Here is a 20,105-nt window from a genome sequence, read left to right as displayed (position 1 = left end):
GTCCTGTCCTGCCTCAAAAAGAGGCCGGCACCAGAGCCGTTTTGTGTTCGATCAGATGAACGAACTCGTTTTTGAAATTCTTGATCATCGCGCGCACCGGCATCGCGGCCGCATCGCCCAAGGCGCAAATCGTGCGACCCTGGATGTTGTCGGCCACCGAGTTCAGCAAGTCGATGTCTTCGGGCTTGCCATGGCCATTGGCAATGCGCTCCACCACACGGTGCATCCAGCCGGTACCTTCACGGCAGGGCGTGCATTGGCCGCAGGACTCATGCGCGTAGAAGTAAGACAGGCGCAACAGGCTCTTGACCATGCAGCGCGAATCATCCAGGACGATGACAGCGCCCGAGCCCAGCATCGAGCCGGCCTTGGCGATGGAGTCATAGTCCATCGTGCAGTCCATCATCACGTCGGCGGTCAACACCGGCGACGAAGACCCACCGGGAATCACCGCCTTGAGCTTGCGCCCCTTGCGCACGCCACCGGCCAGTTCCAAGAGCTTGGCAAACGGGGTACCGAGCGGGATCTCGTAATTGCCGGGCTTCTCCACATCACCGGAGACCGAGAAGATCTTGGTGCCGCCGTTGTTGGGCTTGCCGATTTCGAGATAGGGCTGGCCACCGTTGCGGATGATCCAAGGCACCGCCGCGAAGGTTTCGGTGTTGTTGATCGTGGTCGGCCGGCCGTACAGGCCAAAGCTGGCGGGAAAAGGCGGCTTGAAGCGGGGCTGGCCCTTCTTGCCTTCGAGCGACTCGAGCAAGGCGGTTTCTTCGCCGCAGATATAGGCGCCAAAACCATGGAAGGCGTGCAGCTGAAAGCTGAAGTCCGAGCCCATGATGTTGTCACCCAGGAAGCCGGCCGCGCGGGCCTCTTCAAGCGCAGCCTCGAAGCGCTCATAGACCTCGAAGATTTCGCCGTGGATGTAGTTGTAGCCGGTCTTGATGCCCATCGCGAAGGCGGCAATCGCCATGCCTTCGATGACGATGTGCGGGTTGAACATCAAGATGTCGCGGTCCTTGCAAGTACCGGGCTCGCCCTCGTCGGAATTGCAGACCAGGTACTTGGCACCCGGAAATTGGCGCGGCATGAAGCTCCACTTCAGGCCGGTCGGGAAGCCCGCGCCGCCGCGACCACGCAGACCGGAGGCTTTGACCTCGGCAATCACCTGGTCTTGCGTCAGCGGCGCGCCTTCGGGAGCGCCCTCGCCTTTCAAGATCTTGCGCAGCGCGGCATAACCGCCACGCGCAACGTAGTCCTGCAGGCTCCAATTCTTGCCATTCAGGCCGTCATAGATTTGCGCGCCGAGATGGCGATCATGGAAACAGGTTTCCGTTCCCTGGCTTTGAAACTTGGAGAGGTCCAGCATGCTTCTTTCCTCTTCCTCAGTTCTTTACAGCCGACTGTGCAGCGGCATGCGCCTTGAGCACATCGACAAGTTCGTCAAGCCGGGCATTGCTCATGAAACTGCACATCTGCCGGTCATTCACCAGCATCACCGGCGAGTCGGCACAAGCGCCCAGGCACTCGCTCTTTTGCACCGTAAACAGACCGTCGGTGGTGGTGCCGCCTTCTTCCACGCCGAGCTTCTCGCACAGGTGGTTCAGGGCCTTCTGGCCATCGCGCAACTGGCATGGCAGATTGGTGCAGACGTTCAACTTGAACTGACCCAACTTGCGCTGGTTGTACATGTTGTAGAAGGTCGTCACTTCGTAAACGGCAATCGGCGGCATGCTCAGGTAGGCCGCGATCACGTCCTCGCTGGCCCGTGACACAAAGCCGATTTCGTCCTGCACGATGGACAGGCAGGCCATCACGGCCGAAACCTTTTGGTCAGCCGGGTACTTGGCGACCTCACGCGCAAAGCGTGCGGCGGTGGCCTCACTCAGAATGTATTCTTCAGTGCTCATCATCGAATTACTCATCGGTCGATTTCACCAAACACGATGTCCATCGTGCCGATGATGGCCACCGCGTCGGCCAACATATGACCCCGCGCCATTTCATCCAGCGCAGCCAGATGCGCGAATCCAGGTGCCCGAATCTTCAGGCGATAGGGCTTGTTGGCGCCGTCGCTGACGATGTAGATGCCGAACTCGCCTTTCGGATGCTCGACGGCCGCATAAGCTTCACCCTCGGGCACATGGAAGCCTTCGGAGAAGAGCTTGAAGTGATGGATCAGCTCCTCCATATTCGACTTCATATCGACCCGTGAAGGCGGAGCAATCTTGTGGTTGTCGGTGATCACCGGGCCGGGGTTGGCGCGCAGCCAAGCCACACATTGCTGGATGATGCGATTGCTCTGGCGCATCTCTTCAACCCGCACCACATAGCGGTCATAGGTATCGCCCTCGGTGCCGACCGGCACATCAAAGTCCAACTTCGCGTAGGCGTCGTAAGGTTGGGTCTTGCGCAAGTCCCAGGGGATGCCGCAGCCGCGCAACATCGGGCCGGTGAAGCCCATGTTCAAGGCGCGTTCGGGGGTCACAACGCCGATGCCGACCGTGCGCTGCTTCCAGATCCGGTTGTCGGTCAGCAGGGTCTCGTAGTCATCGATATTGCCGGGGAAACGCTTGCAGAAATCCTCGATGAAGTCCAGCAGCGTGCCGCTGCGGTTCTCGTTCATCTTGGCCAAGGTCTTGGCATTCTTGATCTTGGAGACACGGTACTGCGGCATCGTGTCCGGCAGGTCACGGTAGACACCGCCCGGGCGGAAATAGGCCGCGTGCATGCGCGCACCCGACACCGCTTCGTACATATCGAACAGGTCTTCACGCTCGCGGAAAGCGTAAATCAGCACATTCATCGCGCCGCAGTCGAGACCGTGGGCGCCCAACCACATCAGGTGATTCAGCAAGCGCGTGATCTCGGCAAACATCACGCGGATGTATTGCGCTCGCTCGGGCACGGCCACACCCAGCATCTTCTCGATCGCCAGGCAGTAGGCCTGCTCATTGACCATCATCGACACATAGTCGAGTCGGTCCATATAGGGCAGCGACTGGATATAGGTCTTGCTCTCGGCTAGCTTTTCGGTGGCGCGGTGCAACAGACCGATATGTGGGTCGGCGCGCTGAATGACTTCGCCGTCTAACTCTAGAACCAAGCGCAGCACGCCGTGGGCGGCTGGGTGCTGGGGACCGAAGTTCAGCGTGTAGTTTTTGATGTCAGCCATGATTGGACTCCCGCAGGGCCGCCCCAAGGGAGGACAGCGCCCACTCGGGGGGCAGCGAAGCGGCAAAGCCGCGAGTGTGGGGGCTCATTTTTAGATTCCGCCGTAATTGTTTTCGCGGATGATCCGCGGCGTGATTTCACGCGACTCAATCGTCACCGGCTGGTAGACCACGCGCTTTTGCTCGGCGTCATAGCGCATCTCGACATTGCCCATGGTCGGGAAGTCTTTGCGCATCGGGTGACCGATGAAACCGTAGTCGGTCAGGATTCGACGCAGGTCGTCATGGCCTTCAAAGATGATGCCGAACAGATCGAAGGCTTCGCGCTCGAACCAGTTGGCCGAATTCCAGATCGGCGTCAAGGCGTCCACGCGCGGGAAGTCATCCTCGGCACAAAACACCTTCAAACGCAAGCGCCAGTTCTTGCTGACCGACAGTAAATGCGTTGACACGGCAAAGCGCGCGCCGCTATAGCCGCCATCTTTATATCCGCTGTAGTCGAGACCGCAAAGGTCAATCAGTTGCTCGAAACGCAGATCGGCGTGATCACGCAGTTGCGTGGCTACCGCCAAATAGTCCGCCGGCGCGACCTGAATGGTGATCTCACCAAACTCGGTCTTGAGGTTTTGAATTTTGTCGCCAAAGACGGCCTTGAGGGCCGCTTGCAGGGTGTCAAGTTTGCTCATCTGTGCTTGATTCCATTCAGCGCGCGATGGTGTTTTCGCGGCGAATCTTGGCCTGCAATTGCAGGATGCCGTAGAGCAGCGCTTCCGCTGTCGGCGGGCAGCCGGGTACATAGACATCAACCGGAACGATGCGGTCACAGCCGCGCACAACCGAATAGCTGTAATGGTAGTAGCCGCCGCCATTGGCGCAGGAGCCCATCGAGAGCACCCAGCGTGGCTCGGCCATCTGGTCGTAGACCTTGCGCAGCGCCGGCGCCATCTTGTTGCACAACGTACCGGCAACAATCATCAAATCGGACTGACGCGGACTGGGCCGGAACAGCATGCCGAAACGGTCGATGTCATAACGGGCCGCGCCCGCATGCATCATTTCCACCGCACAGCATGCGAGACCGAAGGTCATCGGCCACAAGGAACCGGTCTTGGACCAGTTGATCAGCTTGTCCACCGAGGTGGTGACAAAGCCCTCTTTCAAAACGCCTTCGATACCCATTGCAAGCTTTCAAACGTCTGTAGCCATCAAGGCCGAGCGTCGGGTCACAACCAATCCGACCCGCCTGCCGGCCGCGAGGCCGGCACCCCCGAAGGGATCATCCAAGGCAAGCCTTGGGCGAGGGGCTTTATATCACTCCCAGTCCAAAGCACCTTTGATCCACTCATAGGCAAAGCCCACAACCAGAATGCTCAAGAAACTAATCATCGCCCAGAAACCAGCCGGGCCAATCTCCTTCAGCGCGACGGCCCAAGGGAAAAGAAAGGCAATTTCCAGGTCAAACAAAATAAACAAAATCGCCACGAGGTAATAGCGCACATCGAATTTCATGCGCGCATCTTCAAAGGCCTCGAAGCCACATTCATAAGGGGAGTTTTTTGCCGCATCGGGCCGATTCGGGCCCAGCAGAAAGCCGAGCACCTGAGGCGCCACACCGACGCCGGCGCCGACCAGGATGAAGAGGATGACGGGTAAGTACTGATCCAAGTTCATGGGTGACGCTCTTTAAAAACCGCCGTTCGCCTCCAGGCCCCGGCCATGTTTCAGAAGTAATTCAGAAGAAAAAACTACGGGCGCGACGCCGACGATTTCTCGCCTACGAACTACGCCCGTTTTGCACGACCCACTTGCTTTACCCAATCACTTTGGGTTTTGGCTTGCGATGATGCTCAAGGGCAAATATCTCAGGGCTCCAACCCCGAGATACTAACCGATGATTTGGTGCCGTCGGCGAGACTCGAACTCGCACAGCTTTCGCCACTACCCCCTCAAGATAGCGTGTCTACCAATTTCACCACGACGGCTAATACTTTGAATCTTCGACTATTTTTTTTAACAGCAAGAGGATTTGCTATCTAGTCAGCCTCGAATTCTATACTGAAAATTTAGCCCTCCAGACAAGCTGGAGAGAAATTATCTATTTTTTGATCGAGGCCACAACCATCACTTCGGAGCCAAATCTGACGCAGCGGCCGCTACTGGCGCGACGGGAGCACCAGGAATGGCTGCAGCACCCGAGGCAGCAATAGCCACTGGCGTTGCCTTATCCAGAATGGTGTCCTTGCTACCGGCACCCGAACGATGATTGGCCAAGTAGGCCATTGCCAAGGTACTCACGAAGAACACGGTCGCGCACACCGCCGTGCTGCGCGATAGAAAATTCGAACTGCCAGTGGCGCCGAACAAGCTACCCGAGGCCCCACTGCCAAAAGACGCCCCCATATCCGCACCCTTGCCGTGCTGAACCAAGACCAAACCTATCATCGCCAAAGCACTCAGCAACTGCAGTACCAACACCAAATTCATCCAAAATTGCATTTCAAACACTCCAAAGAATCTTCGACAGCTTCGCCCTTCGCGGCCGAAGCTGTGGTTAAAAAATTACATCGCGGCGCGGCAAATGGCCGCAAAGTCGGCCGCTTTCAGTGCTGCGCCACCGATCAAACCGCCGTCGATATCCGGCTGAGCGAACAATTGCGCGGCGTTGTCCGGCTTGACGCTGCCACCATAAAGAATTCGCATGCTGGCGGACTTCTGGCTTGCCGCATGCAATTGCGTGCGCAACACCGCATGCACCGCCTGAGCCTGCTCCGGGCTGGCCGTCAAACCCGTACCAATCGCCCAAACCGGCTCGTAGGCCAAGACAATTTCACCGATGCAATGCGTCAAGGTGTGAATCACCGCGGCCAGTTGGCGCTTAACCACAACTTCGGTCTGCCCCGCCTCGCGTTCAGCCAATGTCTCGCCGACACAAACAATTGGCGTCACACCATGTGCCAAGGCCGCCTTGGCTTTGTCCGCCACCAATTGATCGCTCTCATGATGGAAAGCCCGCCGTTCGGAATGACCGACGAGCACATAACGGCAGCCCAGATCGGCAAGCATGGCCGAGGACACCTCCCCGGTAAAGGCGCCTTGCTCGTGGGCCGAGCAATCCTGGGCGCCCAACATCACCGCTTGACCGGTCAAGGCCAAAGCGGTTTCCGCCAAGTAGGGGAAAGGCACACAGACCGCCACATCAGCACTCCAAGGGCCCGCCTCTCTGAGCGCACCCAGCAGCGCCGCATTCGCGGCCCGACTGCCATGCATCTTCCAGTTGCCGACGACTAGTTTCTTGCGCATTGCCAACTCCAATCTCACCAACTCATTACGATCTTGCCGACATGTTGACCCGACTCCATCAAGGCATGCGCCATGGCGATCTGGTCGGCAGCAAAGCTGCGATAAATCACCGGCTTGATCACGCTTCGCGAAGCAAGCAAAGGCCAGATGCGTTGATGCAGCGCCCGAGCGATGTTGGTCTTGAAGGCGGTCGAACGGGGCCGCAAGGTCGAGCCGCTGATCGTCAAACGCCGACGCAACACCGCTCCTGCATCAATGCGGGCCTCGGTACCGCCCTGTACCGCAATGATGACCAAACGGCCATCATTGGCAAGACACTGAACACCGCGCTCGATATAAGCGCCTGCCACCATATCCAGAATCACATCGACACCGACGCCATCGGTCGCCTGCTTGACCTCGGCAACGAAGTCCTGCTCTTTGTAGTCGATGGCCAGATCCGCCCCCAAGGCCAAACAGGCCTTGGCCTTGGATGCATTACCGACCGTGACGAAGACCCGCGCGCCCATTGCCTTGGCGATCTGAATCGCAGCAACACCGATACCACTGCTGCCGCCATGCACCAGCAGGCTTTCGCCTGGTTGCAAGGCCGCCCGCTCGAATACATTCGACCAAACGGTGAAGAAGGTCTCGGGCAGACTGGCCGCCTCAAGCATGCTCCAACCGGCCGGAACCGGCAGGCAATGCCCGATCGGTGCCACGCAGAATTGCGCGTAGCCGCCACCCGGCGTCAAGGCACAAACGGCATCACCCAGCTTGAAGCCAGCCGCCGCCAATTCAAGCGGATCGCCGCCAACAATTCGCCCGGCCACTTCAAGGCCCGGCAAATCGCTCGCCCCGGCAGGCGGCGGATATGCCCCCTTGCGCTGCAGCACATCGGGTCGGTTGATGCCAAAGGCCTCAACCGCGATCAACAACTCCCCCATCCCGGCTTGCGGGTCGGGGAGCTCGACGATTTGCAGCACTTCCGGGCCGCCCGGTTGGGCGATGCGAATAGCTTTCATGTCGACTGCTCGAGCTTTGCCTGGCTTTTTACTGAGCTTCGCCCACGACTTGAACCGGCGCCGCATCACGGTCGATCAAGACCTTCATCGACAGTTTGATACGGCCCTTTTCGTCGGTCTCCATGACCTTGACCTTGACGATCTGACCTTCCTTGAGGAAGTCGGTCACCTTCTCGACGCGCTGGTGTGCGATCTGGCTGATGTGCAGCAGGCCGTCCTTGCCGGGCAGCAGGTTGACGAGCGCGCCGAAGTCCAGGATCTTGGTGATCGGGCCTTCGTAGATCTTGCCGATTTCGACTTCGGCGGTGATCTCCTGAATGCGCTTCTTCGCGTACTCGGCCTTCTCCGCATCGGTCGACGCGATCGTGATCGTGCCGTCTTCGGTGATGTCGATGGTGGTGCCGGTTTCTTCGGTCAACGCACGGATGGTGGCGCCGCCCTTGCCGATCACGTCACGGATTTTTTCCGGATTGATCTTCATTGTGTACAGACGTGGCGCGAACTGCGACACCTCGGTATTGGCAACACCCATGGCCTCGACCATCTTGCCCAGGATGTGCAGACGCGCTTCCTTGGCCTGCGCCAATGCGACCTGCATGATTTCCTTGGTGATGCCCTGGATCTTGATGTCCATCTGCAGCGCCGTGATGCCGCCTGTCGTGCCGGCCACCTTGAAGTCCATGTCACCCAGATGATCTTCATCGCCCAGGATGTCGGTCAGGACCGCAAAGCGATTGCCATCCTTGATCAAGCCCATGGCGATGCCTGCCACATGCGCCTTCATCGGCACGCCGGCATCCATCAAAGCCAGGCAGCCGCCGCAGACCGAAGCCATCGACGAGGAGCCGTTCGACTCTGTGATCTCGGACACCACGCGCATCGAGTAGGGGAAGTCTTCCTTGCTTGGCAGCGCGGCGATCAGCGCGCGCTTGGCGAGACGGCCATGGCCGATTTCACGACGCTTCGGGCTACCCACGCGACCGGTTTCGCCGGTGGCGAACGGAGGCATGTTGTAGTGCATCATGAAGGTATCTTCAAACTCACCGGCCAACGCGTCGATGCGCTGAGCGTCACGGTTAGTACCCAGCGTTGCCACCACCAGCGCCTGTGTTTCACCACGGGTAAACAGGGCCGAGCCATGGGTGCGCGGCAGGATCGAATTGCGGATCTCGATCGGACGCACGGTGCGGGTGTCGCGCCCGTCGATACGCGGCTCGCCGGCCAGAATCTGTCCGCGCACGATGCGGGCTTCGATCTCGAACAGCAAGCTTTCGACCTCGACCTTGTCGAATTCAACCCCGTCAGCCTTCAGACCGGCCATCACATTGGCGGTCACGGTGCGGCAAGCTTGCGTACGCGCTTGCTTGTTGCGGATTTGATAAGCGGCGGCCAGGCCTTCTTCGGCCAGCGCGCCAACCTTGGCGATCAGCGGCTCGTTCTTGGCCGGGGCAACCCAGTTCCAGCTTGGCTTGCCGGCATCGCGCACCAACTCGTCGATCGCAGCGATCGCGATATTGCCTTGCTGGTGACCGAACACCACGGCGCCCAACATGATTTCTTCGCTCAGGCCATCGGCCTCGGACTCAACCATCAAGACCGCAGCCTGAGTACCCGCAACCACCAGGTCCATCTTGCTATTGGCCAACTGGGTCTTGCCCGGGTTCAGCACATATTCGCCATTGACATAACCGACGCGCGCCGCACCGATCGGGCCATTGAACGGGATGCCCGAGATGGCCAAAGCGGCGCTCGAGGCGATCAACGCGGCGATGTCGGCCTGAACTTCAGGATTCAAGGACAGCACGTGGACGACCACTTGCACTTCGTTGTAGAAGCCTTCAGGGAACAGCGGGCGGATCGGGCGATCGATCAATCGGCTGGTCAAGGTCTCCAACTCGCTTGGGCGGCCTTCGCGCTTGAAGAAACTGCCGGGGATCTTGCCGGCGGCGTAGGTCTTCTCAAGATAGTCAACGGTCAGTGGGAAGAAATCCTGGCCGGCCTTGGCATCGGTCTTGGCGACCACGGTGGCGAGCACCACGGTGTCATCGATATTGACGATCACGGCACCGCTGGCCTGACGAGCTACTTCGCCGGTCTCCATCGTGACGGTGTGCTGACCCCATTGGAAGGTCTTGGTGACTTTATTGAACAAACTCATTGTGTCTCTCCTCTAGGCCTAGTTTGCAGGACTCAAGTACCCGAAAATTGGCTGTTTTGAAGCGGCTTGCGGCGCCGCGACTTGACCGAGAGTGGGTCTGGGTTTGGCGGGATGCCATTCCAGAACATCGCCAGCATCCGCTTCTGCGGTACGGCAAGGTATTGGAATGACACAGCAGCGCCACGTCAGCTCAACTCAAAGTGAATCAAATACGATCTTCAAAAGACAAAGAGCCTGTGCTGGACATAGACCCAGACAGGCTCCTTGATCTCACTCGCAAATTACTTGCGCAGACCCAGTTTCTGGATCAGGGCGAGGTAACGCGAAGCGTCCTTGGACTTCAGATAGGACAACAGGCTCTTGCGCGAATTGACCATCTTCAGCAGACCGCGACGACCGTGGTGGTCCTTCATATGGGCCTTGAAGTGAGGGGTCAGCGCGTTGATGCGAGCTGTCAACAGCGCGACTTGAACTTCAGGCGAACCTGTGTCGTTGGCGCTGCGTGCGTTCGATTGAACGACTTCTGCTTTGTTGAAACTTTCGACTGCCATGATGCGTTCCTAGATGACGGAAGCCGCTGGCAATTCAAGGCTAAAGAGCCTGACGCACAAACGGTTCCCATTGTTTCACTTGCGGTCACGGGTGAAACCGACCCGAGCCGTGCCTTTGCTCGCCGATCGAAAACCCAGTCGCCCGAGCCCCAACCAACAAAACCCGCTGATTATAGACCAAGATCACGAGTGCATGAACAGAAGCGACTCAAGACCCAAGTATGCATCCGGCCGTTCAATGGCTTCGATGCGCTGATTTGCACTTTCGAGCGTCCCCGAAATGGCGCCGGTTCAACGCTTTCCAAGAGCCCAAAAACTCTATTTTTATGCCCTCTTGAATCGCCCAATTCAGCGCCAAACTTCGAATCCATGGGGGTTGCGGCGCTTTGACTTCTCAAGGCGTTGGATGCAACCCTCCCCAGGAGCTAGCCATGTTTGTGATTCCCGTGAGCCGTCATTCCGCTGAATTCACGCGTCAAATCGAGCGTCTTTTGGCCAAACCCGAGCGCGATGCCGTGGCATTGCGCACCCCGCCGCTGGATGTCAGCGAAACCGATCAAGCCTATATCTTGCAACTGGACCTACCCGGCATCACCAAGGAGGCCGTCAAGATCACCATCGAGGGCCGCCGCGTCAGCATCGATGCGGGGCAGGCCGGGCCGGCGCCTGCGGCCGAAACGTCAACAGCGGCCGAGCGTGTGCTGCACCGCGAGCGGGCCTTGACGCGCTTCTCTCGCAGCATCGTTCTGCCCGCAGAGGTCAATCAATCGGACTCCAATGCGAAATTGGAGAACGGCGTGTTGACGCTGACCTTGGTCAAGCGCCAGTCAGTCGGCGCCAGCCACCTGACTGTCAATTGAGCGCCAACTGAGCGGGCTCAGGCGCTGCCCAAGGTCCAGCGCGGCCTGATCGCAAAGCCGCCATCGTTATGCAAGTCGGCCATGCCGCGCTGCAAACGCATGGCGGCGGCCATCGCAATCATCGCACCGTTGTCGGTGCACAAACTGAGTTCGGGGTAATGGACGCGAATGCCGCGCTTGCCGCAGGCCGCGTTCAGGTGCTCGCGCAGCATCGTGTTCGCGCCCACGCCGCCGGCTACCACCAGGCGCTTGAGCCCGGTCTCCTTCAGCGCCAGCAGTGATTTACGCACCAGCACCTCGACGATCGCCGCCTGCGTGGCGGCGGCCAAGTCGGCGCGCTGCTGTTCGGTCGGCACTTCGCCCAGGCGCTTGACCTGCGTCAGCACCGCCGTCTTCAATCCCGCAAAGCTGAAGTCGGGCTTGCCGCTGCGCAACATCGGGCGCGGCAAATCAAAGGCCTTGGCGTCACCGCTCAGCGCCAAACGAGCCAGATGCGGCCCGCCGGGATAGGGCAAGCCCAGCAGTTTGGCGCTCTTGTCAAAGGCTTCGCCGGCGGCATCGTCAATCGTCTCGCCGAGCATTTCGTAACTGCCCACATCATTGACACGCATCAGCTGCGTGTGGCCGCCAGAAACCAGCAGCGCCACAAAAGGAAATTCGGGCGCGTCCGCCGACAAGAACGGCGACAGCAGATGGCCTTCCAGATGATGGATGCCCAAGGTTGGCTTGCCCAAGGCCGCCGCCATGGCCACCGCCACACCGGCGCCCACCAGCAAGGCGCCGGCAAGACCCGGCCCTTGTGTATAGGCGATCACATCCACGGCAGCCAGCTGCACATCGGCCTGCGCTAGCACCTCGCGCGTCAGCGGCAACACACGCCGAATATGGTCGCGCGAGGCCAGCTCGGGCACCACGCCGCCATAGGCCTGATGCATGCTGATCTGGCTGTGCAAGGCTTGCGCCAGCAGGCGCGGAGCACCCTGCGCCGCGGCGGCCGGCACATCGATCAAAGCGACGCCTGTTTCGTCACAAGACGACTCGAAGCCAAGCACCAACATGGCGTTCAGTGATTTTCTTTGGCGTGATTGATCGAATATTTGGGGATCTCGATCGTCACATCCGCCTGGCCCAGGATGGCCTGGCAGCTCAGCCGCGAATCCGGCTCGAGTCCCCAGGCGCGGTCCAACATATCTTCCTCGCCCTCCTCCATTTCGGACAGCGAGCGCATGCCCGCGCGCACGATCACATGGCAGGTGGTGCAGGCGCAGACCATGTCGCAGGCATGCTCAATGGCGACGCCGTTGTCCAGCAAGGCCTCGCAAATCGAGGTGCCGGACGGTGCGCTCACCGACTTGCCCTCCGGGCAATACTCGGCATGAGGAAGAATTTTGATGACTGGCATGGTTGTCCTTGCTCGCTCTGTTCAGAGCTGCTCGATGTTTCGGCCCGTCAGGGCTCGCTGAATACCGCGATTCATCCGCGCTGCGGCAAAGGCCTCGGTGCCCTTGGCCAGCGTCTCGACGGCCGCATCGATGGCGTTGGCATCCTCGCCCGCGGCCGTTTGCGCCAAGGCTTGCAGGAGGGCGGCGATCTCGTCTTGTTCGCCGGCGCTGAGCAGGTCTGCGTCGGCGGCCAGCGCCGAATGCGTGGCCAGCGTCATGCGCTCGGCCTCGACACGCGCCTCCCGCAATTTGCGCGCGGCCATATCGACCTCGGCACTGGCAAAGCCGTCTTTGAGCATGCCGGCGATCTGTTCATCGCTCAGGCCATAGCTCGGCTTGACGACGATCGCAGCCTCCACACCCGAGCCCAACTCCTTGGCCGACACACTCAGCAAGCCATCGGCATCGACCTGAAAAGTGACCCGAATGCGCGCCGCGCCGGCGACCATCGCCGGAATGCCGCGCAACTCGAAGCGCGCCAGCGAGCGGCATTCGCTGACCAACTCGCGCTCGCCCTGCAAGACATGCAAGGCCATCGCCGTCTGCCCGTCTTTGAAGGTCGTAAAGTCCTGCGCCTGCGCGACCGGAATCGTCGCATTGCGCTCGATGATGCGTTCGACCAGGCCGCCCATCGTCTCCAGCCCAAGCGACAGCGGGATCACGTCGAGCAACAAGATATCGCCGTCGGCGGCATTGCCGGCCAACTGATTGGCTTGGATGGCGGCCCCCAAGGCCACCACTTCGTCGGGGTTCAAATTGGTCAGCACATCGCGGCCGAACAAGCCGCCGACGGCCGCGCGCACGCAAGGCATGCGGGTCGAACCGCCAACCATCACCACACCGTTGACCTCATCCGGCTTGACCTTGGCATCGCGCAAGACCCGCCGCACCGATGCCAGCGTGCGGTCAAGCAAGGCCTGGCTCAGGGCCTCGAACTGGGCGCGCGTTACCAACACATTCAAATCGCCGCAGTCCAGATGGGCCCGCAAGAACACGCTGTCGGCGCCGGACAGCGCTTCTTTGGCCGCCCGCGCCGCCACCAGAATCGCCCGTTTGTCATGCGCGGTGTTGGCGCCGAGCCCGGCTTGCTGCAGCGCCCATTCAGCCAATTGACGGTCAAAATCATCGCCGCCCAGGGCCGCATCGCCGCCAGTCGCAACGACCTCAAAGACCCCGCGACTCAGACGCAACAAGGAGATGTCAAAGGTGCCGCCGCCCAGGTCGTAGACAGCGTAAAGACCTTCGCTGGCATTGTCCAGACCATAGGCAATCGCGGCGGCCGTGGGCTCATTGATCAGGCGCAGCACGTTCAGGCCGGCAAGTTGGGCCGCGTCCTTGGTCGCCTGGCGCTGCGCGTCGTCAAAATAGGCCGGCACGGTGATGACCGCGCCGAACACGTCTTCGGCAAAGCTGTCCTCGGCCCTGAATCTGAGCGTTGCCAGGATCTCTGCCGACACCTCGACCGGCGACTTCGCGCCGTCGCGGGTCTGCAGCGACACCATGCCCGGCGTGTCCTCGAACTGATAAGGTAGATGCTCGCGGTTGGCAATGTCGGCAAAAGCACGACCCATCAAACGCTTGACCGAAACGATGGTGTTGAGCGGATCTTCGGCCTGCGCAGCCAGCGCGGCTGCACCGATCTGGCGCCGTCCATCTTCAAGGTAACGCACGGCCGAAGGCAGGATGACCTGACCCTGCTCATCCGGCAGGCATTCGGCCACGCCGCTGCGCACGGCCGCCACCAGCGAATGCGTGGTCCCCAGATCAATGCCCACGGCAATGCGGCGCTGATGCGGGTTGGGCGACTGCCCGGGTTCGGAGATTTGCAACAAAGCCATTGTTATTGTCCTAGGGCGTCCAAGCGCCGGTCGATATCGGAGCGGAACTTGGCGATGAACATCAGCGCCCTGACCTGCTCGGCGGCCGCTTCGGTGCGGCCCTGCTCATCCAATAAAAGCTGCACCTCGGCCAGCAATTCGTTTTCGCGCTGCGCCAACTCGTCATCCAGCTGCTGCACCTCGGCGGCGCCGCCGGCTTCATCCAAAGCCTCACGCCATGCCATTTGTTCCATCAAAAATGCCGTCGGCATGCGGGTGTTCTCGTTCAAGCGCAGGGGCGCGCCGCGCAACTCGCACAGATAGGCCGCACGCTTGAGCGGATCACGCAGGCGCTGGTGCGCTTCATTGACGCGCACCGCCCATTGCATCGCAATGCGCTGAGCGGCCGCGCCCTGGGTCGCAAATTTGTCCGGATGGACCTGTGCCTGCAAGTCTTTCCAGCGGGCATCAATCTCGGCACGCGTTTGGGCCTGCCGCTGCGGCAAGCCAAACAGGCTGAAATCGTCGTCGTCAAGTTTCATCGGCTACGGTACTGGCGGTCAAAGGTTCTTGCGTCTTCGGCGTCAAGAAAAAAAGGCGCGGCAAGCAGCCGCGCCCGACATCAACGGTGCAGGACTTTACACGCGGAAAGACTCGCCACAACCGCAGCGGTCTTTCTCGCGTGGATTGCGGAACTTGAAGCCCTCGTTCAGGCCTTCGCGTACAAAGTCCAGCTCGGTGCCTTCCAGATAAGGCAGGCTTTTGGGGTCAATCAGGATCTTGATGCCATGGCCCTCGAAGACGATGTCCTCGGGCGCCACTTCATCGGCATATTCCAGTTTGTAGGCCAAGCCCGAGCAACCGGTCGTCTTGACGCCCAGACGCACGCCAACGCCCCGGCCACGCTTGGTGATGTAGCGCGTCACATGGCGCGCGGCTGCTTCGGTCATCGTCACGGACATGCGGGCAACCCTCGATTACTGCGCTGCTTGAGCGGCAGGCGCTGACGAAGCATGCTTGGCGCGGTAGTCATCGACCGCCGCCTTGATGGCGTCTTCGGCCAGGATGGAGCAATGAATTTTCACCGGCGGCAGCGCCAGTTCTTCGGCGATCTGGGTGTTTTTGATGTCCAAAGCCTGGTCGAGTGACTTGCCCTTGACCCATTCGGTCACCAGCGAGCTCGATGCAATCGCGGAGCCGCAGCCATAGGTCTTGAATTTGGCGTCCTCGATCAAACCGGTGGCCGGGTTGACCTTGATCTGCAGCTTCATCACGTCGCCGCAGGCGGGTGCTCCGACCATGCCGGTGCCGACGGAGTCATCGCCCTTTTCAAAGGCGCCGACATTGCGGGGGTTTTCGTAGTGATCAACGACCTTATCGCTGTAAGCCATGGTGTTCTCCTGATTTCAAATATTCGTTAAACCAGCCCCAAGCGGAGCCAGCGCCGGGCCGCCCCAAGCGGTCCCGCACCCCCTCGGGGGGTGGCTGCGGTACCCCGCAGCCGGGGGGTCAATGTGCCGCCCACTGAATCGTGCTGATGTCGATGCCGTCTTTGTACATATCCCACAGCGGCGACAACTCACGCAACTTGGCGACCCGGTCCCGCAGCGTCGAGATCGCATAATCAATCTCTTCGACGGTAGTGAAGCGGCCAATCGTCATGCGCAGCGAGGAATGCGCCAACTCATCGCTGCGGCCCAAGGCGCGCAAGACATAGCTGGGCTCCAGGCTGGCCGAGGTGCAGGCCGAACCGGACGACACCGCCAAGCCCTTGACGCCCATGATCAGCGATTCGCCCTCCACATAATTGAAGGAGATGTTCAGGTTATGCGGTACGCGGCGCTCCAGATCGCCATTGACGAAGACCTGTTCGATATCGCTCAAACCGTCCAGCAAGCGCTTGTGCAGCATGCGGATGCGCTCGCCCTCGACCGCCATCTCTTCGCCCGCCAGCCGGAAGGCGGTGGCCATGCCGACGATCTGATGCGTGGCCAGCGTGCCCGAACGCATACCGCGTTCTTGCCCGCCGCCGTGCATCTGCGCTTCCAAGCGAATGCGCGGCTTGCGGCGCACATACAAGGCACCAATGCCCTTGGGACCATAGGTCTTGTGCGAGGCCAGGCTCATCAAGTCGACCGGCAACTCGGCCAGATTGATCGCGACCTTACCGGTTGCCTGAGCGGCATCGACGTGAAAGATGATGCCGTGCTCGCGGCAGAGTGCGCCGATCGCCGGGATGTCTTGAATCACGCCGATTTCATTGCTGACAAACAGCACCGAAGCAAGGATGGTGTCGGGGCGAATCGCCGCCTTGAATCGACCCAGGTCGAGCAAGCCATTCGCTTCAACATCGAGGTAGGTCACCTCGAAACCCTGGCGCTCCAGTTCGCGGCAGGTGTCCAGGACCGCCTTGTGCTCGGTCTTCAGGGTGATGATGTGCTTGCCGCGAGTCTTGTAGAACTGCGCCGCACCCTTGATCGCCAAATTGATCGACTCGGTGGCCCCCGAGGTCCAGACGATTTCGCGAGGGTCGGCGCCAATCAGCGCCGCCACCTCTTCACGCGACTTCTCGACAATCGCTTCGGCCTCCCAGCCCCAGGCATGGCTGCGCGAGGCGGGGTTGCCGAAATGCTCACTCAGCCAAGGCACCATGGCGCTGACAACGCGCGGGTCAACCGGCGTCGTGGCACCGTAGTCCAGATAAATGGGGAAATGTGGGGTCATGTCCATGTTCAATATTGCTTGTTCAATGAGGCTTATTTGTTGAAGGTATTGCCCAGGGCAAAGACCGAATTGGGTGCCGTGATGCGGATGGGCTTGAGCACCGGCTGCGACGAAATCGCTCGCTTCAGCGGCGACTCTTCGATCGTCACGCCCTTGGCCAATTGATCCTCGACCAGCTTGCGCAGCGAGACCGAGTCCAGATACTCGATCATCTTGGCGTTCAGGCTGGTCCACAGCTCATGCGTGATGCAGCGGCCGGTATTTTCGCCCATGCAGTTCTCATGCCCACCGCAGCCGGTCGCGTCGATAGGTTCGTCCACCGCAACGATGATGTCGGCGACGGTGATTTCGCTGGACTTACGGCCCAGCGAGTAGCCGCCGCCCGGGCCGCGCGTGCTTTCAACCAGCTCATGCCGACGCAGCTTGCCAAACAGCTGCTCCAGGTACGAGAGCGAAATCTGCTGACGCTGGCTGATCGCGGCCAGCGCAACCGGCCCACCGTTTTCACGCAAGGCCAAATCAATCATCGCGGTGACGGCAAAACGACCTTTGGTGGTGAGACGCATAAACTCTCCTTTGGGCCCACATGAGCATGAATCGGCGGCGCCATCACAGCGCCCCATCCAAGGTGATTCCGCGTAAACGGGTTTACCCTGGATCAATTCCGACTATTTTACTCAATTATTACCAAGCTTGCTGGCGAGGGCAAAAAATCGAGCGCCTGAGGGGCTATAAATGGTCATGCACGACCGCGCCAAAGGCCTGCTCGCGCAGCTGCGCTAACTGATCACGCACGCGTGCTGCCTTCTCGAACTCGAGATTGCGCGCATGCTCAAGCATCTGCTTCTCAAGCAGCCCCATGCGTTTGCTGAGATCCTTCTCGCTCATTTGTTCAACGGCGGCCACCTGCAGCAACTTCTGATCGTCGCGCCCGCTCTTCTCGGAGTAGACGCCGTCAATCATGTCCTTGATGCGCTTGTTGATGCTGCGCGGAATGATGCCGTTAGCCTCGTTGAAGGCCAACTGCTTGGTGCGCCGGCGTTCGGTTTCGCCGATTGCCTTCTTCATCGACTCGGTGATGCGGTCGGCGTACAGAATCGCCTTGCCGCGGAGATTGCGCGCCGCCCGGCCAATGGTCTGGATCAAGCTGCGCTCGGAACGCAAAAAGCCTTCCTTGTCGGCATCCAGGATCGCCACCAATGACACCTCGGGGATGTCCAGGCCTTCCCGCAGCAAGTTGATGCCGACCAGCACATCAAACACGCCCAGGCGCAAATCCCGCAGAATTTCCACCCGCTCGACCGTATCAACGTCCGAGTGCAAATAGCGCACCTTGCAGCCGTTGTCGCTCAAGTAATCGGTCAGCTGCTCGGCCATGCGCTTGGTCAGCGTGGTGATCAAGACCCGTTCGCTCAGCTCGACCCGCTCGCGGATTTCCTGCAGCACATCGTCGACCTGATGGGTCGCCGGACGCACCTCGACCAAGGGGTCAACCAGGCCGGTCGGGCGCACCACCTGCTCCACCACCTGCCCCGAATTCTCCTGCTCGTAGGCGGCCGGCGTCGCCGACACGAACACCGCCTGGCGCATCTTGCGCTCGAACTCGGCGAACTTGAGCGGCCGGTTGTCCAGCGCCGAGGGCAGGCGAAAGCCATATTCGACCAAGGTCGATTTGCGCGCCCGGTCGCCGTTATACATACCACCGAACTGGCCGATCAGCACATGGCTTTCGTCCAGAAACATCAGCGCGTCTTTGGCCAGATAGTCGACCAAGGTCGGCGGCGCTTCGCCGGGCTCGGCGCCCGAGATATGGCGGGTGTAGTTCTCGATGCCCTTGCAGTGCCCAACCTCGTTGAGCATTTCCAGATCGAAGCGGGTGCGCTGCTCCAGGCGTTGCGCCTCGACCAATTTGCCGTCCTTGATGAACTGCCCCAAGCGCTCGCGCAGCTCTTCCTTGATGCCGTCCATCGCGGCCAACACGCGCTCGCGCGGCGTCACGTAATGACTGCTCGGGTAGACGGTGAAGCGCGGGATTCTCTGGCGGATCTTGCCGGTCAGCGGATCAAAGAGCTGCAAGGTTTCGACCTCATCGTCGAACAGCTCGATGCGCAGCGCCAGCTCCGAATGCTCGGCCGGGAACACATCGATGGTGTCGCCGCGTACCCGGAAGGCGCCGCGGCTGAATTCAACTTCGTTGCGGGTGTACTGCATACGGATCAGCTGCGCGATCACATCGCGCTGACCCATCTTGTCGCCGCTGCGCAGCGTCATCACCATCTGGTGATAGTCGACCGGGTTGCCGATACCGTAAATTGCCGACACCGAGGCGACGATCACCACATCGCGCCGCTCCATCAAGCTCTTGGTGGCGGACAGGCGCAGCTGCTCGATATGCTCATTGATCGCGCTGTCCTTCTCGATGAACAGGTCGCGCTGCGGCACATAGGCCTCGGGCTGGTAGTAGTCGTAATAGCTGACGAAATACTCGACCGCATTGTTCGGGAAGAAATCGCGGAACTCGCCATACAACTGCGCCGCCAAGGTCTTGTTGGGCGCAAAGATGATGGCCGGGCGGCCCAGCCGAGCAATCACATTGGCCATCGTGAAGGTCTTGCCCGAGCCGGTCACACCCAGCAAGGTCTGAAAACTCAGGCCGTCATTGATGCCCTCGACCAGCTTGTCGATGGCCGCCGGTTGGTCGCCCGCAGGCGGAAAAGGCTGGAACAACTGAAAAGGCGAGCCCTCGAAAGACACGAACTCCCCTTTGGGCGCGTCGTCCGGCGCATCCACTTGAGCGTCTTTTTTGTCTATGAGGCGATCTGAATCTTGCATCGGGTATTCCCTGGAATTTGGCGCCAATCCGCCTTGAAAAAGCGATCTGCGCAACCCGACAGATTAGCGCAGACGCGGCCAAGGCGTCGACAGGCTTGGCTCTTGCTACTGCCACCGTGCTGTCAGCAACCGCATCTTTACAGGGTTATTTGAGCGAAGTCGGACCCTGACCTTCGCCATAATTGCGCTGCAGCATAGGCACAGCTCACCTTTTGACGCCCTTTTACTTTCGAACGAATAAATCGAA

21 protein-coding genes and 1 tRNA gene are annotated in these 20,105 nt (G+C 60.1%); 1 reads left to right on the top strand and 21 read right to left on the bottom strand.

Going from position 1 to position 20,105, the window contains the following annotated elements; genetic code table 11:
• Positions 1–13: 13 nt before the first annotated feature.
• The 12 genes from nuoF to rpsO all read right to left on the bottom strand — a co-directional run bounded on the left by nuoF (position 14) and on the right by rpsO (position 10,183).
• Positions 14–1,366, bottom strand: a complete 1,353-nt coding sequence (gene nuoF / locus LNV07_RS12965) for an NADH-quinone oxidoreductase subunit NuoF (protein ID WP_263571574.1) — start codon at positions 1,364–1,366, stop codon at positions 14–16.
• A gap of 16 nt (positions 1,367–1,382) precedes the next feature.
• Entirely contained in the window at positions 1,383–1,910 is a 528-nt protein-coding gene (locus tag LNV07_RS12960; RefSeq protein WP_397545566.1) for an NADH-quinone oxidoreductase subunit NuoE family protein, read from the bottom strand.
• 8 nt (positions 1,911–1,918) lie between these two features.
• On the bottom strand, positions 1,919–3,172 hold the full coding sequence (locus LNV07_RS12955; RefSeq protein WP_263571573.1) for an NADH-quinone oxidoreductase subunit D: 1,254 nt from the start codon (positions 3,170–3,172) through the stop codon (positions 1,919–1,921).
• Between the two features lie 90 nt (positions 3,173–3,262).
• Positions 3,263–3,856 (bottom strand): NADH-quinone oxidoreductase subunit C, encoded by a 594-nt coding sequence (locus LNV07_RS12950; RefSeq protein WP_263571572.1) that lies wholly within the window; start codon positions 3,854–3,856, stop codon positions 3,263–3,265.
• A gap of 16 nt (positions 3,857–3,872) precedes the next feature.
• Positions 3,873–4,349, bottom strand: coding sequence for a NuoB/complex I 20 kDa subunit family protein (locus LNV07_RS12945; protein ID WP_046113908.1), 477 nt, complete (start codon positions 4,347–4,349; stop codon positions 3,873–3,875).
• Between the two features lie 132 nt (positions 4,350–4,481).
• Entirely contained in the window at positions 4,482–4,841 is a 360-nt protein-coding gene (locus LNV07_RS12940; protein ID WP_263571571.1) for an NADH-quinone oxidoreductase subunit A, read from the bottom strand.
• A gap of 226 nt (positions 4,842–5,067) precedes the next feature.
• Positions 5,068–5,152 (bottom strand) — tRNA-Leu (locus LNV07_RS12935).
• Between the two features lie 139 nt (positions 5,153–5,291).
• Entirely contained in the window at positions 5,292–5,666 is a 375-nt protein-coding gene (secG, locus tag LNV07_RS12930) for a preprotein translocase subunit SecG (RefSeq protein WP_263571570.1), read from the bottom strand.
• Between the two features lie 63 nt (positions 5,667–5,729).
• Positions 5,730–6,470, bottom strand: a complete 741-nt coding sequence (gene tpiA, locus LNV07_RS12925) for a triose-phosphate isomerase (RefSeq protein ID WP_263571569.1) — start codon at positions 6,468–6,470, stop codon at positions 5,730–5,732.
• 14 nt (positions 6,471–6,484) lie between these two features.
• Entirely contained in the window at positions 6,485–7,474 is a 990-nt protein-coding gene (locus tag LNV07_RS12920; protein ID WP_263571568.1) for an NAD(P)H-quinone oxidoreductase, read from the bottom strand.
• Positions 7,475–7,502: 28 nt separating this feature from the next.
• Positions 7,503–9,632, bottom strand: coding sequence for a polyribonucleotide nucleotidyltransferase (pnp, locus tag LNV07_RS12915; protein ID WP_263571567.1), 2,130 nt, complete (start codon positions 9,630–9,632; stop codon positions 7,503–7,505).
• A 281-nt stretch (positions 9,633–9,913) separates the two neighbouring features.
• The gene (gene rpsO, locus LNV07_RS12910) at positions 9,914–10,183 is read right to left on the bottom strand and encodes a 30S ribosomal protein S15 (protein WP_263571566.1); all 270 of its coding nucleotides are present in this window, start codon (positions 10,181–10,183) and stop codon (positions 9,914–9,916) included.
• A gap of 431 nt (positions 10,184–10,614) precedes the next feature.
• On the opposite strand from rpsO, the gene LNV07_RS12905 reads away from it, so the two are divergent.
• Entirely contained in the window at positions 10,615–11,043 is a 429-nt protein-coding gene (locus LNV07_RS12905) for an Hsp20/alpha crystallin family protein (protein ID WP_263571565.1), read from the top strand.
• Positions 11,044–11,060: 17 nt separating this feature from the next.
• Here LNV07_RS12905 and tsaD read toward each other — a convergent pair whose 3' ends face one another.
• The 9 genes from tsaD to uvrB all read right to left on the bottom strand — a co-directional run bounded on the left by tsaD (position 11,061) and on the right by uvrB (position 19,858).
• Positions 11,061–12,101, bottom strand: coding sequence for a tRNA (adenosine(37)-N6)-threonylcarbamoyltransferase complex transferase subunit TsaD (gene tsaD, locus LNV07_RS12900; RefSeq protein WP_263571564.1), 1,041 nt, complete (start codon positions 12,099–12,101; stop codon positions 11,061–11,063).
• 5 nt (positions 12,102–12,106) lie between these two features.
• On the bottom strand, positions 12,107–12,445 hold the full coding sequence (gene fdx / locus LNV07_RS12895; RefSeq protein ID WP_263571563.1) for an ISC system 2Fe-2S type ferredoxin: 339 nt from the start codon (positions 12,443–12,445) through the stop codon (positions 12,107–12,109).
• 21 nt (positions 12,446–12,466) lie between these two features.
• Complete coding sequence (gene hscA / locus LNV07_RS12890; protein WP_263571562.1) at positions 12,467–14,323, bottom strand: Fe-S protein assembly chaperone HscA; 1,857 nt, start codon at positions 14,321–14,323, stop codon at positions 12,467–12,469.
• 2 nt (positions 14,324–14,325) lie between these two features.
• Positions 14,326–14,844: a Fe-S protein assembly co-chaperone HscB gene (gene hscB, locus LNV07_RS12885; protein WP_263571561.1), complete on the bottom strand. Its 519-nt coding sequence runs from the start codon at positions 14,842–14,844 to the stop codon at positions 14,326–14,328.
• 96 nt (positions 14,845–14,940) lie between these two features.
• Positions 14,941–15,264 carry an iron-sulfur cluster assembly protein IscA gene (gene iscA, locus LNV07_RS12880; protein WP_263535162.1) on the bottom strand — a complete coding sequence of 108 codons (324 nt, stop codon included), beginning with the start codon at positions 15,262–15,264 and terminating at the stop codon, positions 14,941–14,943.
• 15 nt (positions 15,265–15,279) lie between these two features.
• Complete coding sequence (iscU, locus tag LNV07_RS12875) at positions 15,280–15,693, bottom strand: Fe-S cluster assembly scaffold IscU (protein WP_263571560.1); 414 nt, start codon at positions 15,691–15,693, stop codon at positions 15,280–15,282.
• A gap of 118 nt (positions 15,694–15,811) precedes the next feature.
• Positions 15,812–17,032 (bottom strand): IscS subfamily cysteine desulfurase, encoded by a 1,221-nt coding sequence (locus LNV07_RS12870; RefSeq protein WP_263571559.1) that lies wholly within the window; start codon positions 17,030–17,032, stop codon positions 15,812–15,814.
• A gap of 26 nt (positions 17,033–17,058) precedes the next feature.
• Positions 17,059–17,592, bottom strand: coding sequence for a Fe-S cluster assembly transcription factor (locus LNV07_RS12865; protein ID WP_263571558.1), 534 nt, complete (start codon positions 17,590–17,592; stop codon positions 17,059–17,061).
• A 163-nt stretch (positions 17,593–17,755) separates the two neighbouring features.
• On the bottom strand, positions 17,756–19,858 hold the full coding sequence (gene uvrB / locus LNV07_RS12860; RefSeq protein ID WP_263571557.1) for an excinuclease ABC subunit UvrB: 2,103 nt from the start codon (positions 19,856–19,858) through the stop codon (positions 17,756–17,758).
• Between the last annotated feature and the right edge of the window lie 247 nt (positions 19,859–20,105).

Origin of the sequence: Roseateles oligotrophus (assembly GCF_025717515.1) — a bacterium.
Taxonomy (GTDB): Bacteria; Pseudomonadota; Gammaproteobacteria; order Burkholderiales; family Burkholderiaceae_C; genus Paucibacter_A; species Paucibacter_A oligotrophus.
This window is presented reverse-complemented; position numbering and strand designations above follow the sequence as displayed.

Bases quoted from the DNA above. Each gene is read 5' to 3' on its own strand.
- nuoF (WP_263571574.1), bottom strand. From the start codon at position 1,366: ATGCTGGACCTCTCCAAGTTTCAAAGCCAGGGAACGGAAACCTGTTTC.
- LNV07_RS12960 (WP_397545566.1), bottom strand. From the start codon at position 1,910: ATGATGAGCACTGAAGAATACATTCTGAGTGAGGCCACCGCCGCACGC.
- LNV07_RS12955 (WP_263571573.1), bottom strand. From the start codon at position 3,172: ATGGCTGACATCAAAAACTACACGCTGAACTTCGGTCCCCAGCACCCA.
- LNV07_RS12950 (WP_263571572.1), bottom strand. From the start codon at position 3,856: ATGAGCAAACTTGACACCCTGCAAGCGGCCCTCAAGGCCGTCTTTGGC.
- LNV07_RS12945 (WP_046113908.1), bottom strand. From the start codon at position 4,349: ATGGGTATCGAAGGCGTTTTGAAAGAGGGCTTTGTCACCACCTCGGTG.
- LNV07_RS12940 (WP_263571571.1), bottom strand. From the start codon at position 4,841: ATGAACTTGGATCAGTACTTACCCGTCATCCTCTTCATCCTGGTCGGC.
- secG (WP_263571570.1), bottom strand. From the start codon at position 5,666: ATGCAATTTTGGATGAATTTGGTGTTGGTACTGCAGTTGCTGAGTGCT.
- tpiA (WP_263571569.1), bottom strand. From the start codon at position 6,470: ATGCGCAAGAAACTAGTCGTCGGCAACTGGAAGATGCATGGCAGTCGG.
- LNV07_RS12920 (WP_263571568.1), bottom strand. From the start codon at position 7,474: ATGAAAGCTATTCGCATCGCCCAACCGGGCGGCCCGGAAGTGCTGCAA.
- pnp (WP_263571567.1), bottom strand. From the start codon at position 9,632: ATGAGTTTGTTCAATAAAGTCACCAAGACCTTCCAATGGGGTCAGCAC.
- rpsO (WP_263571566.1), bottom strand. From the start codon at position 10,183: ATGGCAGTCGAAAGTTTCAACAAAGCAGAAGTCGTTCAATCGAACGCA.
- LNV07_RS12905 (WP_263571565.1), top strand. From the start codon at position 10,615: ATGTTTGTGATTCCCGTGAGCCGTCATTCCGCTGAATTCACGCGTCAA.
- tsaD (WP_263571564.1), bottom strand. From the start codon at position 12,101: ATGTTGGTGCTTGGCTTCGAGTCGTCTTGTGACGAAACAGGCGTCGCT.
- fdx (WP_263571563.1), bottom strand. From the start codon at position 12,445: ATGCCAGTCATCAAAATTCTTCCTCATGCCGAGTATTGCCCGGAGGGC.
- hscA (WP_263571562.1), bottom strand. From the start codon at position 14,323: ATGGCTTTGTTGCAAATCTCCGAACCCGGGCAGTCGCCCAACCCGCAT.
- hscB (WP_263571561.1), bottom strand. From the start codon at position 14,844: ATGAAACTTGACGACGACGATTTCAGCCTGTTTGGCTTGCCGCAGCGG.
- iscA (WP_263535162.1), bottom strand. From the start codon at position 15,264: ATGTCCGTGACGATGACCGAAGCAGCCGCGCGCCATGTGACGCGCTAC.
- iscU (WP_263571560.1), bottom strand. From the start codon at position 15,693: ATGGCTTACAGCGATAAGGTCGTTGATCACTACGAAAACCCCCGCAAT.
- LNV07_RS12870 (WP_263571559.1), bottom strand. From the start codon at position 17,032: ATGGACATGACCCCACATTTCCCCATTTATCTGGACTACGGTGCCACG.
- LNV07_RS12865 (WP_263571558.1), bottom strand. From the start codon at position 17,592: ATGCGTCTCACCACCAAAGGTCGTTTTGCCGTCACCGCGATGATTGAT.
- uvrB (WP_263571557.1), bottom strand. From the start codon at position 19,858: ATGCAAGATTCAGATCGCCTCATAGACAAAAAAGACGCTCAAGTGGAT.